General features: G+C 53.8%; 15 protein-coding genes. 4 read left to right on the plus strand and 11 right to left on the minus strand.

The features are described from left to right. Positions 1–37: 37 nt before the first annotated feature. The gene (locus ABWP27_RS00095) at positions 38–646 is read right to left on the minus strand and encodes a GspH/FimT family pseudopilin (protein ID WP_353152177.1); all 609 of its coding nucleotides are present in this window, start codon (positions 644–646) and stop codon (positions 38–40) included. Then, positions 640–1,113: a type IV pilin protein gene (locus tag ABWP27_RS00100; protein WP_353152179.1), complete on the minus strand. Its 474-nt coding sequence runs from the start codon at positions 1,111–1,113 to the stop codon at positions 640–642. Before ABWP27_RS00100 ends, ABWP27_RS00095 begins: the two co-directional genes overlap by 7 nt. Before the next feature lie 161 nt (positions 1,114–1,274). On the opposite strand from ABWP27_RS00100, the gene ABWP27_RS00105 reads away from it, so the two are divergent. Then, positions 1,275–2,366 carry an enoyl-CoA hydratase/isomerase family protein gene (locus ABWP27_RS00105; protein WP_353152181.1) on the plus strand — a complete coding sequence of 364 codons (1,092 nt, stop codon included), beginning with the start codon at positions 1,275–1,277 and terminating at the stop codon, positions 2,364–2,366. Between the two features lie 65 nt (positions 2,367–2,431). Here the strand turns inward: ABWP27_RS00105 and ABWP27_RS00110 are convergent, their stop codons facing one another. The 7 genes from ABWP27_RS00110 to ABWP27_RS00140 form a co-directional block, all read right to left on the minus strand. After that, complete coding sequence (locus ABWP27_RS00110; RefSeq protein WP_353152310.1) at positions 2,432–3,580, minus strand: deoxyguanosinetriphosphate triphosphohydrolase; 1,149 nt, start codon at positions 3,578–3,580, stop codon at positions 2,432–2,434. Between the two features lie 42 nt (positions 3,581–3,622). Next, a complete protein-coding gene (gene aroKB, locus ABWP27_RS00115; protein WP_353152183.1) occupies positions 3,623–5,287 on the minus strand; it encodes a bifunctional shikimate kinase/3-dehydroquinate synthase AroKB in 1,665 nt (554 codons plus the stop codon). A 62-nt stretch (positions 5,288–5,349) separates the two neighbouring features. Then, positions 5,350–7,443, minus strand: a complete 2,094-nt coding sequence (locus tag ABWP27_RS00120; RefSeq protein WP_353152185.1) for a type IV pilus secretin PilQ — start codon at positions 7,441–7,443, stop codon at positions 5,350–5,352. A 38-nt stretch (positions 7,444–7,481) separates the two neighbouring features. Then, the gene (locus ABWP27_RS00125) at positions 7,482–8,021 is read right to left on the minus strand and encodes a pilus assembly protein PilP (RefSeq protein WP_353152187.1); all 540 of its coding nucleotides are present in this window, start codon (positions 8,019–8,021) and stop codon (positions 7,482–7,484) included. Next, on the minus strand, positions 8,018–8,677 hold the full coding sequence (locus ABWP27_RS00130) for a type IV pilus inner membrane component PilO (protein WP_353152189.1): 660 nt from the start codon (positions 8,675–8,677) through the stop codon (positions 8,018–8,020). Before ABWP27_RS00130 ends, ABWP27_RS00125 begins: the two co-directional genes overlap by 4 nt. 15 nt (positions 8,678–8,692) lie before the next feature. Beyond that, positions 8,693–9,316, minus strand: a complete 624-nt coding sequence (locus ABWP27_RS00135; RefSeq protein ID WP_353152191.1) for a PilN domain-containing protein — start codon at positions 9,314–9,316, stop codon at positions 8,693–8,695. After that, positions 9,316–10,395, minus strand: a complete 1,080-nt coding sequence (locus tag ABWP27_RS00140) for a pilus assembly protein PilM (protein WP_353152193.1) — start codon at positions 10,393–10,395, stop codon at positions 9,316–9,318. The genes ABWP27_RS00135 and ABWP27_RS00140 overlap by 1 nt, the downstream gene beginning before the upstream one ends. A 329-nt stretch (positions 10,396–10,724) precedes the next feature. Here ABWP27_RS00140 and ABWP27_RS00145 point away from each other — a divergent pair, with 329 nt between their 5' ends. Next, entirely contained in the window at positions 10,725–13,076 is a 2,352-nt protein-coding gene (locus ABWP27_RS00145; protein ID WP_353152195.1) for a penicillin-binding protein 1A, read from the plus strand. A gap of 78 nt (positions 13,077–13,154) precedes the next feature. Here ABWP27_RS00145 and cyaY read toward each other — a convergent pair whose 3' ends face one another. After that, positions 13,155–13,493 carry an iron donor protein CyaY gene (gene cyaY, locus ABWP27_RS00150; RefSeq protein ID WP_353152197.1) on the minus strand — a complete coding sequence of 113 codons (339 nt, stop codon included), beginning with the start codon at positions 13,491–13,493 and terminating at the stop codon, positions 13,155–13,157. Between the two features lie 40 nt (positions 13,494–13,533). Here cyaY and lptM point away from each other — a divergent pair, with 40 nt between their 5' ends. Together lptM and lysA are read left to right on the plus strand one after the other, a co-directional pair. Further along, the gene (lptM, locus tag ABWP27_RS00155; protein ID WP_353152199.1) at positions 13,534–13,755 is read left to right on the plus strand and encodes an LPS translocon maturation chaperone LptM; all 222 of its coding nucleotides are present in this window, start codon (positions 13,534–13,536) and stop codon (positions 13,753–13,755) included. Between the two features lie 8 nt (positions 13,756–13,763). Further along, positions 13,764–15,047 carry a diaminopimelate decarboxylase gene (gene lysA, locus ABWP27_RS00160; protein ID WP_353152201.1) on the plus strand — a complete coding sequence of 428 codons (1,284 nt, stop codon included), beginning with the start codon at positions 13,764–13,766 and terminating at the stop codon, positions 15,045–15,047. Between the two features lie 26 nt (positions 15,048–15,073). Here lysA and msrQ read toward each other — a convergent pair whose 3' ends face one another. Continuing rightward, positions 15,074–15,724 (minus strand): protein-methionine-sulfoxide reductase heme-binding subunit MsrQ, encoded by a 651-nt coding sequence (msrQ, locus tag ABWP27_RS00165; protein WP_353152203.1) that lies wholly within the window; start codon positions 15,722–15,724, stop codon positions 15,074–15,076. Between the last annotated feature and the right edge of the window lie 39 nt (positions 15,725–15,763).

Below are 15,763 nucleotides of genomic sequence, written 5' to 3' on the forward strand. Positions count from 1 at the left end.
TCCGCGCTGCCTGAGGATAGGAGTTTTCATAATCATATTAAGAACAACCCTGTGGATTGCTTGCCAATGCGTGCAGCGGGTCGCACATACGGACCAGTCCGCCTGTGCCAACAACAATTACCAACCTGCGGGCATCGTTTGCAAGGGCATTGATAATATCGATGCGTGTAATGTCTGTCCCGATATTGGCGGTCGGTATGCTGCCCACCCCATTGAACGTCACGCCCGCCCCGCCAGCCTCAGACAACCCGGCACCAGCTGCAAGCGCAGTAGAATATTGCGTACTTGGCACAGGCACAGGCGGCGCATCTGTACTAACGCCAACACGCGCATTCGCCCCACCCTCTGCTGCCGAACGTTGCTGTATCACTTCGCCACATACAGCGCCCGCAACAATACAGACGTTCCACGTCACCAATCCCGTCGCACTGGTCAAATTGAAACGCACATTGGTATTGCGTCGCACTGCTTCGTTACGTGCAGTCTGCAAACCATTCTGGATCGACTCAGCTGCAGTACGAACCTGCGTATTTTGTATCCACAACCCGAATGTAGGCATGCCGACAGCCAGCAGGATCGCCACTATGACGATACCTATCATCAGCTCAATCAAGCTGAAGCCGCGCTGACGGCGAAGCATTAACATCCGCCACCTTTCTTGACAACCCAGCAGGCTATTGCTGGCGGAGCCGTTCCCCACGCAGGCGGCAATTTTGTTGTACTACGATTGCCGGCCTGATCAATGGTGTAGATAAAGTCACTCATTCCGCGACCCGCCTGCCCAGTCGCAGTGATGGTATATGACTGGCTTGTTCCGCCTGCCCCCCAATTACACGTATAGGAAAAATTTGCTGCTGCAGGATTCGGCACCCCGCAATTGGCATCATCAGATCCATAGTTCCGGTTATCCTGGTAATACTGCTCAAGCCGTATGCGCATACTCGCCAATGCACTGGTTGCCTCGGGAATCTTGCCACGCGTGACGTAATCGGAATACGCCGGAATTGCTACCGCCGCCAGAATGCCGATAACAGCAACCGTAATCATGAGTTCAATCAGCGTAAATCCAGCCGATTTGCGCTGATTGGGTGAAGAGGAAAAAATATGTGTCATGGCATGTTCCCTTTAAGTAACATTAATTTAAACCAATCAAGCCGTATTACCAGACGCATCCGATAAACGGTGCAATTCCCGCCTCCAGCGGTTTGCCTCATATCGCTACCTGTCGCAAAGAAGCCGCTAAAATGCTTAGCTTCGCCAAACAAATTTCATATATGTCCGCAGATATTCGCATCACCCACGACCACGGCTTAGGCTGTCTGACACTGGATCGCCCTCAGGCCATGAATTCTCTTTCGCTGGACATGATCCGCACGATGACGCAAGCGCTGGCCGCATGGCGGGTGGATGAAAACGTCCGCGCTGTGCTGATCAACTCCAGCACGCCCAAGGCATTCTGTGCAGGTGGCGATATTCGTTTTTTTTACGATGTCGGCACCACCGGATTGCACGGTGGCAGCGCCTTGCTGGAAGATTTTTTTACTGAAGAATATGCATTGAACCACCTGATTCACCACTATCCAAAGCCCTACATCGCACTGATGGATGGCATCGTGATGGGTGGCGGTATGGGGATTACGCAAAGCAGTGCCGCAGCGCGAATACGCATTGTGACCGAACGCACGCGCATGGCGATGCCGGAGGTGAATATCGGTTTGTTCCCGGATGTAGGCGGCGGTTATTTCCTGTCGCGCCTGCCTGGAGAAATCGGCACTTATCTCGGCTTGACCGGAGAAATCGCTGGTGCCGCAGATGCCTTGTACGCCGATCTGGCTGATGTATTTGTTCCGCGCAAGGAATTGCCTGCCTTGTTGACCATGCTTGAATCTGTCAAGGGTCACCAATTCCGCCATGCCATCGATGAATTTGCAGCACCGTTTGCCGAACAAGTCGATCCCGCAAATAGCGTACTCGCCAAGCAGCGTGGCTTGATCGACCGTCATTTTGCACACGACAATGTAGAAACTATCGTCACATCCCTGAAACAGGACGACGATCCCTTCGCGAAAAAAACACTGGATTCGCTGCTGCAGCGCTCGCCCTTGATGGTCTGTGTTTCGCTGGAGCAGATTCGTCGTTCAGCCAACATGGAGTTGGCAGATTGCCTGCGCCTGGAGCGCACAATGGTACGGCGTTGCTTTGAACATGGAGAAGTACTGGAAGGTATACGTGCGCTCGCGATCGACAAAGACCACGCGCCGCAATGGCGGCCGGCATCGCTGGCAGAAGTAAGTCAGGAAATGATTGCGCCATTCTTTGAATCGGCCTGGCCGGCCTATGCGCATCCGCTGCGCGCACTTGACTAGAACAGAATCAAATCCAAACCAATCCTGCACAGCATCAAATAAAAATCAGGTGCGCAGGATTGCGTTCACATCTCATCGATGAGGAACAAGCGCTTATGCTCGCGTATCGCATAGCGATCCGTCATGCCGGCGATGTAATCCGACACCTTGCGCGCCTGCACTGTCCTTGCCTGCGGCGTATCGCTGACAGCGTGCTGATAATCGGACGGTAATAGATTCGGTTCGCGCATGAAAGTATCGAACAATTCCGTCACGATACGACGCGCCTTGCTCGTCATGCGGTTGACTTGATAATGCTGGTACAGGTTTTCTCGCAGGAAGCGCTTGAGCAACACTGCATCGGCACGCATGCTGTCGGAGAAGGCGATCAGTGCCGGTGCATTGCGCACGTCGTCTATCGTTTTGACTTGTGCCGATTGTATGCGTTGCCGTGACGTGTCGATCACGTCGACAATCAAGGCATTGATCATGCGCCGTATCGTTTCATTGATGGCGCGCCGCCCGTTAATGCCGGGAAATGCCAGCTCGACCTGATGCCGGTGTCGCGCATAAAAATCGACTTCATCCAATTGCGAAGTTGTCAGCAAACCCGAACGCAAGCCATCATCGATATCGTGATTGTTGTAGGCGATTTCATCGGCCAGATTGGCCAGTTGCGCTTCCAGCGATGGCTGCTTTTTCTCGATGAAGCGCAGGCCGATTGCATCCAGTTTTTTTGCATTCGCCAGCGAACAATGCTTGAGAATACCTTCGCGCGTTTCAAACATCAGGTTCAAGCCGTCGAAAGCACCGTAGCGCTGTTCAAGTGCATCGACCACCCGCAGGCTTTGCAGATTGTGTTCGAAGCCGCCGTACTCGCTCATGCAGGCATTCAAGGCATCCTGGCCGGCGTGACCGAAGGGTGTGTGGCCGAGATCGTGCGCCAGTGAAATTGCCTCGACCAGATCTTCATTCAACTGCAGATTACGCGCGATGGAGCGTGCAATCTGTGCCACCTCGATACTGTGCGTCAGACGCGTACGAAACAGATCGCCTTCATGATTGACGAACACCTGGGTCTTGTATTCCAGTCGTCGAAATGCGGCGGAGTGGATGATGCGATCGCGATCGCGTTGAAATTCGGTACGCGATGAAGTGGATGGTTCGGAGAAACGGCGGCCCGCCGATTGCTCCGAGCGCGCCGCATAAGTGGCGAGATGAACTTCGATATTCATGTCAGGTGACAGCATGCAAAGCTGCGTGCGCCGGATGGTGCATCAGGCGACGCATGCATTCAATGTTTGCAGCAACAGATCTTGCGGCACGGTCATGATGATGGATGTTCCCAAGGGTTTGAGCAAAATGAACTTGATTGCACCGCCTTCATTTTTCTTGTCGACTTCCATCAGCTCCAGCCAGCGCGCAATGCCCAGATCCGGCGCAACCGTCGGCAATCCTGCCGCCTTCACGACAGCGACGATGCGTTCTTTTGACTGCGTATCAATGAAGCCCATGCGATGCGACAAATCTGCCGCCATCACCATGCCGCAACCGACCGCTTCACCGTGCAGCCAGACGCCATAGCCCATGCCGGCTTCAATCGCGTGACCGAAGGTGTGGCCAAAATTCAGGATCGCGCGCAAACCGCCTTCGCGTTCATCCTGGCGCACCACATCGGCCTTGATTTCGCACGAACGCTTGATCGCATATGCCAATGCCTCTGCGTCTTTTGCAACGAGTTTCGCGATATTCGCTTCTATCCAGTCAAAAAACGGCGCATCGATGATCGCACCATGCTTGATCACTTCCGACAAGCCGGCCGACAATTCACGCGGTGGCAAGGTATTCAAGGTCGAGGTATCGGCGATCACTGCTTGCGGCTGATAAAACGCGCCGATCATGTTCTTGCCGAGCGGATGATTGATCCCGGTCTTGCCGCCGACGGATGAATCGACTTGTGACAGCAAAGTGGTTGGCACCTGGATAAATGGCACGCCGCGCATGTACGCTGCTGCCGCAAACCCGGTCATGTCGCCAATCACGCCACCGCCCAAGGCAACCAGCGTGGTTTTCCGATCGCATTTTTCTGCCAGCAGGACATCGAACACTTTCATCAGGTTGGCCCAGTTCTTTTCTTCCTCGCCATCCGGCAGAATAATCTGCGTCACATGCTTGCCGGCCGCTTCCAGCGTAGCCGTCAAGCGGTCGAGATACAAGGGAGCAACAACCGTGTTGGTGACAATAGCGACACGTGCACCCGGGATGTGCGCGGCCACTACCGCCTGGTCGTCGAGCAGGGCCTGCCCGATACTGATGGGGTAACTGCGCGCGCCTAAATCAACGTGCAGGGTATGAGAAGCGGAAAGCTGTGACATGGGGTGCTTTGGTAGTAAATCCTGTTGCAATGATACCGCGCTACCGCCTTGCGTATGTTCCGGCCCCAACTGCGCCAGTATCGACTGCATCAGAAATTGCACGTTGGGCCGGCCGGTATCGATCACGATGTCGGCAACTTCATTGTAGAGAGGTTCGCGGATACGCGACAATTCCTCGAGGGTTTTGCGGGGATCGGCCGTTTGCAGCAGCGGGCGATTCTTGTCGTGACTGGTGCGCTGCAAAAGGTTGTTGACGCTGGCACGCAGATAAATGACTGTGCCGCGCGATTTGAGATATGCACGATTTTCCGCATTCAGGACTACGCCACCGCCGGTAGCGAGCACGATATCCTGTTGCGCCGTCAGGTCGCGAATGACTTCCGCTTCACGCTGCCGGAAGCTGGCTTCGCCCTCGATTTCAAAGATCAAGGGGATAGTTGCACCGGTGCGCGCCTCGATTTCATGGTCGGAATCGATGAACTGTTTGTTCAGCCTTTTTGCCAGCGCGCGACCGACCGTCGTTTTGCCGGCACCCATCAGGCCGACCAGAAAAATATTTCCACCCACGTTTTACAAACTCTTTCTAAGCAGGTGCAGCAGCCGGAATGGCTCTGCCCACACCCGGCATCCTACCTGATTGACACCTTGTCGTTGAGGATTTTAGGCGTCAGGAAAATCAGCAATTCCGTTTTGTCATTGGTACGGCCTGTCGTTTTGAACAGATTGCCAAGTACGGGAATATCGCCAAAGAACGGTACTTTGGAAACCGAATCACGTTCGGTCTGCTGGAAAATACCGCCGATTACTACCGTGCCGCCGTTATCGATCAACACCTGGGTTTTGACATGCTTGGTATCGATGGCAAAACCCGAGCGTGTTTCTACACCGACACTGTCTTTATTGACATCAACGTCCAGGATGACATTGCCATCCGGCGTGATTTGCGGCGTAACTTCCAGTTTCAAGTTTGCCTTCCTGAATGAAACACTGGTTGCACCGCTGCTGGTCGCCTGTTGATACGGCAGCTCGGTTCCCTGCTCAATCAGGGCTTTTAACTGATCGGCAGTAATCACGCGCGGACTGGAAATAATTTTCCCTTTGCCATCCGCTTCCAATGCCGACAATTCCAGCCCGATAAACCTTGTCGCCGCTGCATTAAACAAGGTCAAGGCAACCGAACCTGGCGTATTGCCGTTGAGAGGCGAGGCCGGCAAATTAACTGCGTTGCCATTTACTGTTTGCAAATTAGTCAAATTGAGGCCAGGCGCACTTGCATCAGCATTTTGCTGGCCGCCTATTTCAAGAATATTGCCGCGTGTACGTTGCAGGCCGAAACCCAGCTTGACACCCAGGCTGCTGCTGAATTTATCATCCGCTTCCACGATACGCGCCTCAATCATGACTTGACGGCTTGCAACGTCGGTTTTCTGCACCAGAGCACGAATTTCTTCCAGCTTGGATGGAATATCGGTAATGAACAATTGATTGGTGCGCGGGTCGACGACTGCGCTACCGCGCTTGCTCAGAATACTGCGGCTGCCGCCACCGCTGTTATCGATGCCAAACACCTGTTTGAACGACTCCGCCTTTTGATAGTTCAGCTGGAATGTCTCCGTTCTTACCGGCTCCAGTTCGGCAATTTGCGCACGCTGTTCCAGCTCCAGTTTTTCCTTGGTCAATAATTCATCGCGCGGTGCGATCCAGATCACCGTGCCATTTTTACGCATGTCCAGACCCTTGGCCTGCATCACGATATCGAGCGCCTGATCCCACGGCACATCTTTCAAACGCAAAGTCAGATTGCCGCTGACGGTGTCGCTGGTAATGATATTCAAACCGGTAAAGTCCGCAATCACCTGCAGCACTGCCCGCACTTCCACGTTCTGGAAATTCAGCGATAGCTTTTCACCGCGATAATCACGCACGCCCAGACCCAGCTTGTTCGGCTCTTCCTTCAGCGGTTTGACTTCAATCACCAATTGCGTATCGCTTTGATAGGCGCTGTGCTCCCACGCGCCTTTTGGTTCTATCGTCATCCGCACGTTCTCACCCTGCTGCTGCGTCGTGACAAGATTAACCGGCGTACCGAAATCGGCAACATCCAGGCGACGGCGCAACACATCCGGCAGCGTGGCCTTCATGAAATCAACTTCGAGTTTCTTGCCCTGCTGACGCACGTCTACTGCAATTTGATTGTTTGGCAAATCGACCACGATCCGCCCCTCGCCATTATTGCCGCGACGGAAATCGATATCGCGCAAGGCCTGGCTGCCAGCACCGGCATTCGCTTGCGCATTTGCAACGGGAAGCCCGGCTGCGTTGACTGCAGTCGCCACGCCGCCAGTACCGTCTATCGTCACAATCACGGTATTGCCATCTATCGCGGTGGCGTAATTCAATGTGCGCGTCAAATTGAAAACCAGACGGGAACGATCGCCAGCCTGCACTACATTGACATTGCGTACATCGCCCAGGCCGATATCCTGCGCGCCCTTGCCGGTTGCATTTGCCGTCCCGGCAAAATCCAGCGCGATACGTGCAGGATTGGTGATGGAAAATCCGATTGGCGCCTTGGCCGGCGGATTTTTCAGCGCCACTTTCACGACGACATTCGAGCCTTGCTGCTGGGCTGTAATGGATTGAATCGCATTTTCCTGTGCAGTTGCGGCACCGCACATCATGATGAAATAGATGAACGCACACGTACGCTGTATTTTTTGCATGATTCCCTGCGAGCTTTTGAATTGTTTATGATGCGCCATCATTTTTGAGTCTCCTGCAACTCCAGCTTGGCTTCACGTTCGACCCATTCGCCGGACGCGTCTTGAACGATTTCCTTCAGTTCCACTTCGGTATCGGTAATCTTGACGACCATCCCGAGATTCTGTCCGATGTAGTTCCCCACCTTGACTTGAAACACGGATTTGTCGGCTTGCAACAAGGCAAAGGTCAAACCCGGCTTGGCCAGCGTACCGACCATGCGCAGGTTATCGAGCGGATAGCTTTCAAGGGCTTCGCGACGGCGATCCAGGTCGGGGCGGATAGTGCCCGTGTCTTTCCTTGCCTTGGCCAAAGCGACTGCCAGCTTGTTTGTGCTGTAGGGGTCTTCGCGTCCCTTGGCGTCATAAGTGAAGGGCGTAAATTTTTTCGGCTCGGACAAAGGCTTGATCGACACTCTGGTTTGCTGCCTGACCTCTTTCATCCACTGGCTGACATCCTGTATCCCGCCATCGCCACAACCGGACAGGCTGATCAAAAGCAGAGCTGGCAAGCCGAAACGAATCAAATGAATGTTCTTCATTTTTTGCCACCTTTTTTCGCTCCTGCAGCCGCTTTTCTTTGTGCGGCAACTTCCTCGTCATCCAGATAACGGAACGTCTTGGCCACGGCATCCAGCGTCAAGCTGTTGTCTTTTGCCACCACCAGATTCATTTTGTTCAAGGTTACGATACGTGGCAGATTGGCAATATCGCTGGTGAATGCGCCAACATCATGATAGTGACCGCTCACCTTGATACTAATAGGCAATTCTGCGTAGTAATTCCTGACGATTACCTGCCCCGGTTTGAAGAGCTCAAATTGCAAACCGCGACCCAAGCCCGCCTGATTGATGTCGGACAGCAAGGCATCCATTTCCGCCTTGCTTGGCAATTGCTTTTCCAGGGTCGCGACATACTCGTTCACCTGTTCTTTTTGCTTGCGCAAACCGTCCAGATTGACCGCCTGCTGCACCTTTATCTTGTAGGCGTCTTTCAAGGTCAACTCTTCTGCTGCCGCACGGTCCAGCTCTTCCAGTTGCTCGCTCCAATAGAAAAACCAGCCCAAACCGAGCACTGCAACCAACGCACCCAATGCGCACAGCATGCGCGGGAAAATCGGCCATTGTCCTGGATGCAAGCCATTCAGGTCGCGAAACTGCGCACTGACCGACTCGCCGATATTTTTCAGATCTGCCATGGTGCTGGTCTCATATCAGGGTTTCTTCGGAATGGCATTCGGTGCGGGCACCTTTGCATCTGCCGCAGGCACGTCGTTATCGCGCGGACGCTTGATGCCGGCATTGATGGTGAATTCAAATACCCTTTTGGCATCCTTGCCCTGCCCAACGCCAGTCGAACGAATTTCGATCAGGTCGGGACGCTCCAGCCACGGCGAATGATTGCCAAGATTGCGCAACAATTCGGAAACCCGTTCATTGGATTGCGCATAGCCGTTGAGCAACACGCGCTGCCCATCCTGCTTGAAGGATTTGAGGTAGACGCCTTCCGGAACCTGTTGCGCCAACTCATCCATCAGATAGACCGGCTGATTGCGATCACTCTGCAAATCCTCTACCGCCTGCTGGCGCGCCTTCAGCGCTTCGATTTCCTGCTTCAGGCTGGCAACTTCCTTGATCTCGCCATCCAGTCGCGCATTTTCATTTTTAATGAAAGTATTGCGTTGTTCCTGATCGGAAAGCGCACTGGCAAAATAAGCGCCAACGGCGATCACGATCAATGCGCCGACAATTGCACTTAACAACAGCAGGCCAACAAAATCCTTTTTACGCTGCTTGCGTTTTTCCTCCCGGTGCGGGAGCAGATTGATTTTGATCATCAGTCAAACCTCCGCATCGCCAGCCCGCATGCAACCAGATAGGCCGGCGCCTCGATGCGCAACTGCTTTTCGCGCACGTTCGGGCCGAGTTGCATACCCTTGAATGGGCTCACGACAGAAGTCGACAATTTGGTGCGATTGGCAATCATGTCCACCATGCCGGGAATAATGGCGCAGCCGCCAGCGAGGAACAGTTGATCTATGCGCGTATAAGGTGTGGAGGTAAAGAAAAACTGAATCGCGCGCGTCACTTCGAGCGCCGCATTTTCCAGAAATGGCTCCAGAATGTCTGTCTGATAACCATCCGGCAAATCACCCATCTTCTTCTTGATTTCAGCTTCTTCGTACGACAAACCGTAAGTGCGCACGATATCTTGCGTCAGCTGATGGCCGCCGAAGGGCTGTTCACGCTCGTAAATCAATTGTCCATCCAGCAAAATGGAAATGTGCGTCACCTGCGCGCCGATCTGGAACAAACCCAGAATCTGGCCTCTGCCAGCGTTCGGCAATTGCCGGGTAATACGTTCGATTGCAGCACGCGCCGCATACGATTCGATGTCCATGACGGTCGGTGTGATGCCTGCAGCTTCGGCGACCGCTACGCGATCCTCAACTTTTTCCTTGCGTGTTGCCGCCAGCATCACCTCGACGTCTTCCGGCGAATTCTCCACCAGACCGATGACATCAAAGTCCAAACGTACTTCATCCAGCGCAAAGGGAATGTATTGACTGGCTTCGGTTTCTACCTGCAGTTCCAGGCCTTCTTCGGACAGACCGCTGGGAAGAATGATTTTCTTGGTGATAACGGAAGCCGGAGGCATGCCCATCGCCGCCAACTTGGCGCGGGTGCCACTCTTTTTCCACACCCGATGAACCGCATCAGAAACCTGATCGATATTTTCAATATTGCCGTCCACCACCGCGCCACGTGCCAGCGGTTCGGAAGCAAAGCATTCGAGGCGCAATTCGCCTTTGCCGACCTCGGAAAGCTCAACGAGTTTTACCCCGGAACTACTAATGTCCAGGCCAATCAGCGGCGGATTCTTTTTGCCGAATAAGGAGCCAAAATCTAAAGCCAAGGGCAGTTCTCCCCAAAAACGTTATTAGTATATGAACGCGACGCCGTTTAGCTTGTCAAAAACCCGAGCAATTAAAATATGGAGCTGCTTGATAAAAATGTGTTTAAAAACGTGCATTTAGGACACATTGATAAAACGTTACATTAAATCGTAGCAACAAGCCTCCAAAAGTGTAAAGCAATTTCCACAAAGTAATTTGCAAATCCGTTGCCAAAAATCCACGCGACGTACCGGACGCTGCAATTACTGCTGTTTCTTGGTTACAAACATGCCCGCATGCAGCAGACAGCTATAATGGCGCGGATATTTACCCTCACTTTTCTTTCTGCATGGCTTCCAAACAACCCTCGTCCGGCAACACCTCTTCCAAGCCCTCCAAACGCATTTCCAGCACCGTCTTAAGAGTCGGACTTGGTTTTGTCGGCCTGCTTTTCGGCTTGGGTGTGATCGGCGCCCTGATCCTGTTTTTTGCGCTGGCCATGGCGTATCCGAATTTGCCGGCACTGGATTCGCTGACGGACTATCGGCCGAAAATACCGCTGCGCATTTTCTCTGCCGACAATGTACTGATAGGCGAATTCGGTGAGGAGCGCCGCAATCTGGTGCACATCAAGGAAATTCCGGACATCATGAAGAAAGCCGTGCTGGCGATTGAGGATGATCGCTTTTTCGAGCATGGCGGCGTCGATTATGTGGGCATCGTGCGGGCCGCCGTGCATAACCTGAGCGGCGGCGCACGGCAAGGCGCGTCCACCATTACGCAGCAAGTCGCGCGGAATTTTTTCCTGTCCAGCGAACAAACCCTCAAGCGCAAGATCTACGAAGTGCTGCTGGCATGGAAGATAGAAAAAAACCTGTCCAAGGATCAGATCCTCGAGGTGTACATGAACCAGATCTATCTGGGTCAGCGCGCATACGGCTTCTCTTCGGCGGCACAAATCTATTACGGCAAAAAACTGCAGAACATCACCATCGCCGAAGCAGCGATGCTGGCCGGTTTGCCGAAAGCACCATCCGCCTACAATCCGGTCGTCAATCCGAAGCGCGCACGCGCGCGCCAGCAATATATTCTGCAGCGCATGTACCAGCTTGGCTATATCAGCGAAGCGGAATTCAAGCAGGCCAAGGATGAAGAGCTCAAAATCAAGACCAACAGCAGCGAGTTCGGCGTGCATGCGGAATACGTCGCTGAAATGACGCGCCAGCTGGTGTACGACCAGTTCAAGGAAGAAACCTACACACGCGGCTTGAACGTTTTCACCACCATTACCAAGGCCGATCAGGATGCTGCCTATCTCGCCGTGCGCAAAGGTGTGATGGATTACGAAAAACGCCACGGCTATCGCGGCCCGGAAAATTACATCGAGATTCCGGACAACAAGGAAGAAGCAGAAGACGCCATCGAAGTTGAACTGGCCAACCACCCTGATAGCGACGATCTGGTTGCCGCAGTCGTATTGGACGCCACACCGCAATTGATCACCGCCGTTTTAGTGTCGGGCGAAGAAATCAAGATTGAAGGTGCAGGCCTGACCTTCGCAGCCAACTTGCTCAGCGCAAAAGCGCCACCGAATAAGCGCGTCAAACGTGGCGCCGTCATTCGTGTCATGCAGGAAGGAAAAACCTGGAGCGTGATTCAAATGCCGGAGGTGCAATCCGCATTTGTGGCGGCGAATACCGATGACGGCGCGATCCGTGCATTGGTCGGCGGCTTCGACTTCAACCGCAACAAGTTCAACCACGTTACACAGGCATGGCGCCAGCCAGGATCGTCGTTCAAGCCCTTCATCTATTCCGCATCGCTGGAAAAAGGCTTGTCGCCATCAACCATCATCAACGACGCGCCTATCAGTTTCGATGCAGGCCAAACCGGTGGTCAGCCATGGGAGCCAAAAAATTACGATAGCAAATACGATGGGCCGATGACCATGCGCAAAGGCTTGATGAAATCGAAAAACATGATTTCGATCCGGATTTTGCACAAGATAGGCGCCAAATACGGGCAGGAATACATCACCCGCTTCGGCTTCGACGCAGATAAAAACCCGCCTTATCTGACACTGGCGCTCGGCGCAGGTGCGGTCACGCCTTTGCAAATGGCGGGCGCCTTCGCCGTATTTGCCAATGGCGGTTACAAGGTCAACCCTTACCTGATTTCCAAAATTACCGATGCCAGCGGCAAACCCTTATCGGAAGTCAAACCCGACAAGGCCGGCGATGAAGCCAATCGCGTCATTGACGCCCGCAATGCCTTCTTGATGGACAGCATGCTGAAAGATGTGGTCAAGGGCGGTACAGCCGTCAAAGCCATGGCCTTGAAGCGCACCGATCTGGCAGGCAAAACCGGCACCACCAATGACTCCTTCGATGCCTGGTTTGCCGGCTATCACCCGGAACTTGTCGGCATCGCGTGGATAGGTTTCGACCAGCCGAAAAACCTGGGCAATCGCGAAACCGGCGGCGGTCTGGCATTGCCGATCTGGATCAATTACATGCAAAAAGCGCTGAAAGACGTGCCGATGGTCGAGCGCACGGTCCCCGAAGGCATCATTTCGGCCAATGGCGACTATTTTTATGCCGAGAATCCACCCGGCCTGGGAGTTCGCAATCTGGGCCTGAGCGACTCACCTGCTCAAGTCAACGAGCCGACCAGGGATGAAGTGAAGAACGAATTGTTCTAAATGCGGCTGTAAATAACCGAGGTCAAATAAAAAGCCGGGAAGCAGCGAATGCTTCCCGGCTTTTTTGATGTTGCAGCATTAATTCACGTCGCGCAAGACAACTTCGACGCCACCCTGCTGGCTCACCATCTGCGACAAGGCGGCAAACAACTCGGTGGCATCCCGTGTATTCATCCATTGCTCGCCTTGCGCCTTGAAGTGGAAGCCGCCGGATTTCGCCGCTACCCACAGCTCCTGCATGGGCGCCTGGCTATTGACGATGATCTTTGTCCCGTTATCGATAAATTCGATTTCCAGTACATTGCCGCTGCGCGTGCACTCGACATCAAGGTCGCTGGTATTGGCCAACTCTTCCAGAGTCGCCTCGATTTGGTCCAAAGTTGCTTCCGCCTGCTTCAGGAATTCTGATTCGGTCATGCTACACTCCACCACGTTTCGTTAAACAGTGATTCTAATCGTGAAGTCCCATTCTGGTTTGTCGCGCTTCGTCGCTTTTTTTGCCACCCTTGCCGGCGCCCTGTGCATCAGCCTGCTGGCCGGCTGCGGCCAGAAAGGCCCTTTGTACATGCCGCAAGGCCAGCAAGGCTACGGCCTCCCGCCCGTTCAATCGACCGGGACTGCACCTGCGAGCAGTGCGCCGACCAATACTGCGCCTGCCGGTTCGTCTGATTCCAAATAAATTCCATCATGTCGCATTTTTCCTATCAAGACGGCGTCCTGTGCGCGGAGCACACGCCGCTGACGCACATCGCCCGGCAATTCGGTTCGCCAACCTACATTTACTCCAAAGCTGCCCTGGTCGAGAATTTCTCGTCCTATGCAGACGCCTGCAAGAAACATGGCCGTAGCGACGACACTGCGCTGGTTTGCTATTCGGTTAAATCCAACTCGAACCTGGCAGTGTTGCAACTGCTGGACACACTAGGTTCCGGCTTCGACATTGTCTCTGGCGGTGAATTATTGCGCGTGCTGGCGGCGGGCGGCTCACCGCGCAAGGTCATTTTTTCCGGCGTCGGAAAATCGCGTGAGGAAATGCAGCTCGCCTTGTCGCATGACATCCTGTGCTTCAACGTCGAATCGATTCCAGAATTGCACAGACTCAATGCGGTCGCCGGCGAAATGGGCAAGCGCGCCTCGGTTTCACTGCGCGTCAATCCGAATGTCGATGCAAAAACCCATCCGTATATCTCAACCGGATTGAAAGACAATAAATTCGGCGTCGCCTATGAAGATGCGCTGACGACATATCGCGTGGCCAGCGCACTGCCCAATATCAGTGTCATCGGCATCGATTGCCATATCGGTTCGCAATTGCTGGACGATGCGCCCTTGCTGGAAGCCGTCGATAAATTGATCGAACTGATCGATACGCTCGCAGCAGAAGGAATCGTGATTCATCACCTGGATATCGGCGGCGGCATCGGCATCAATTACGACAACGACCAACCAGTCGCAGTCGGTGATTACCTGGCGCGCGTGTTTACCAAGATTGATGCCTGGCGCGCGAAGAATCATGCAGGCGCACCGATCAAGGTATTGTTTGAACCGGGCCGCTCGATTGTCGGCAATGCCGGCATCCTGTTGACTGAAGTGCAGTACATCAAACACGGTGAGACGAAAAATTTTGCGATCGTCGATGCCGCCATGAACGACTTGATGCGTCCTGCGATGTATGAAGCCTGGCATGGTGTGCAGCCGGTGCTGCAACGCGATGTTGCTGCGCAAACCTACGATGTGGTGGGTCCGGTATGCGAATCCGGTGACTGGCTGGCGCGTTCGCGCGAACTGGCCATTCAGGAAGGCGATCTGCTGGCCATCATGTCGGCCGGTGCCTACGGCATGACCATGTCGTCCAACTACAATACACGCGGCCGTGCGGCCGAAGTCATGGTCGATGGTGCAGCGGTCCACCTCATTCGCAAACGCGAAGCGGCAGGCGATCTGTTCGCGCTGGAAACACTACTCCCGTAATTTTCTGGAACCGGATAGCGCCACCGCTATCCGGCCTCGGATGCCGTGCCAGCAAGCGCATTGTTTTTTGAGCGTTTTTGCCACGCCCAGAATACGCGCACCAACAACAATACAGCGACGATAGTGCCGAAAATAATCGGTTGCTCGAAATCGTGCTTGCCCGCTTTCATCCACCAGTAATGCAAAATGCCCAGCGCTGCAATGACGTAAATAAGTCTATGCAGCCATTGCCAGCGTTTGCCGCCCAAGCGTTTCACCATGCCGTTCGTACTGGTGACTGCCAACGGAATCAGTAACACGAAGGCGCTAAAACCCACGGTGATAAACGGCCGCTTGACCACGTCCTTCCACATTTCGCTCACGTCAAAGAAATGATCGAACCAGAGGAAAGTGGTGAAATGCAGACTGACATAGAAGAAGGCAAACAGGCCCAGCATGCGGCGCAGTTTGATCAGCCAATTCCATTTGCTCAAACGTCGCAACGGTGTGATCGCCAGCGTCATGCACAAAAAATAGAGCGTCCAGTCGCCGGTATTACGCGTGATGAATTCGATCGGATTGGCGCCAAGCTGGTCCGTCAACGTGAACAAAACCAGCCTGCCGAATGGCAGCAAGGCAGCAACGAACAGCAGACTTTTTAGCAACGTCAGCTGAGGTGGCGAAGGATGAAACGTCATCATTATCTATCCATGATCAATCGATCGCCGGTGCGGCCA

Origin of the sequence: Herminiimonas fonticola (genome assembly GCF_040395855.1) — a bacterium.
In the GTDB taxonomy this organism is placed as follows: domain Bacteria; phylum Pseudomonadota; class Gammaproteobacteria; order Burkholderiales; family Burkholderiaceae_D; genus Oxalicibacterium; species Oxalicibacterium fonticola_A.

Bases quoted from the DNA above. Each gene is read 5' to 3' on its own strand.
- ABWP27_RS00125 (WP_353152187.1), bottom strand. From the start codon at position 8,021: ATGAAGAACATTCATTTGATTCGTTTCGGCTTGCCAGCTCTGCTTTTG.
- ABWP27_RS00130 (WP_353152189.1), bottom strand. From the start codon at position 8,677: ATGGCAGATCTGAAAAATATCGGCGAGTCGGTCAGTGCGCAGTTTCGC.
- cyaY (WP_353152197.1), bottom strand. From the start codon at position 13,493: ATGACCGAATCAGAATTCCTGAAGCAGGCGGAAGCAACTTTGGACCAA.
- ABWP27_RS00095 (WP_353152177.1), bottom strand. From the start codon at position 646: ATGTTAATGCTTCGCCGTCAGCGCGGCTTCAGCTTGATTGAGCTGATG.
- ABWP27_RS00105 (WP_353152181.1), top strand. From the start codon at position 1,275: ATGTCCGCAGATATTCGCATCACCCACGACCACGGCTTAGGCTGTCTG.
- ABWP27_RS00145 (WP_353152195.1), top strand. From the start codon at position 10,725: ATGGCTTCCAAACAACCCTCGTCCGGCAACACCTCTTCCAAGCCCTCC.
- ABWP27_RS00100 (WP_353152179.1), bottom strand. From the start codon at position 1,113: ATGACACATATTTTTTCCTCTTCACCCAATCAGCGCAAATCGGCTGGA.
- ABWP27_RS00135 (WP_353152191.1), bottom strand. From the start codon at position 9,316: ATGATCAAAATCAATCTGCTCCCGCACCGGGAGGAAAAACGCAAGCAG.
- msrQ (WP_353152203.1), bottom strand. From the start codon at position 15,724: ATGACGTTTCATCCTTCGCCACCTCAGCTGACGTTGCTAAAAAGTCTG.
- lysA (WP_353152201.1), top strand. From the start codon at position 13,764: ATGTCGCATTTTTCCTATCAAGACGGCGTCCTGTGCGCGGAGCACACG.
- ABWP27_RS00120 (WP_353152185.1), bottom strand. From the start codon at position 7,443: ATGCAAAAAATACAGCGTACGTGTGCGTTCATCTATTTCATCATGATG.
- ABWP27_RS00110 (WP_353152310.1), bottom strand. From the start codon at position 3,580: ATGAATATCGAAGTTCATCTCGCCACTTATGCGGCGCGCTCGGAGCAA.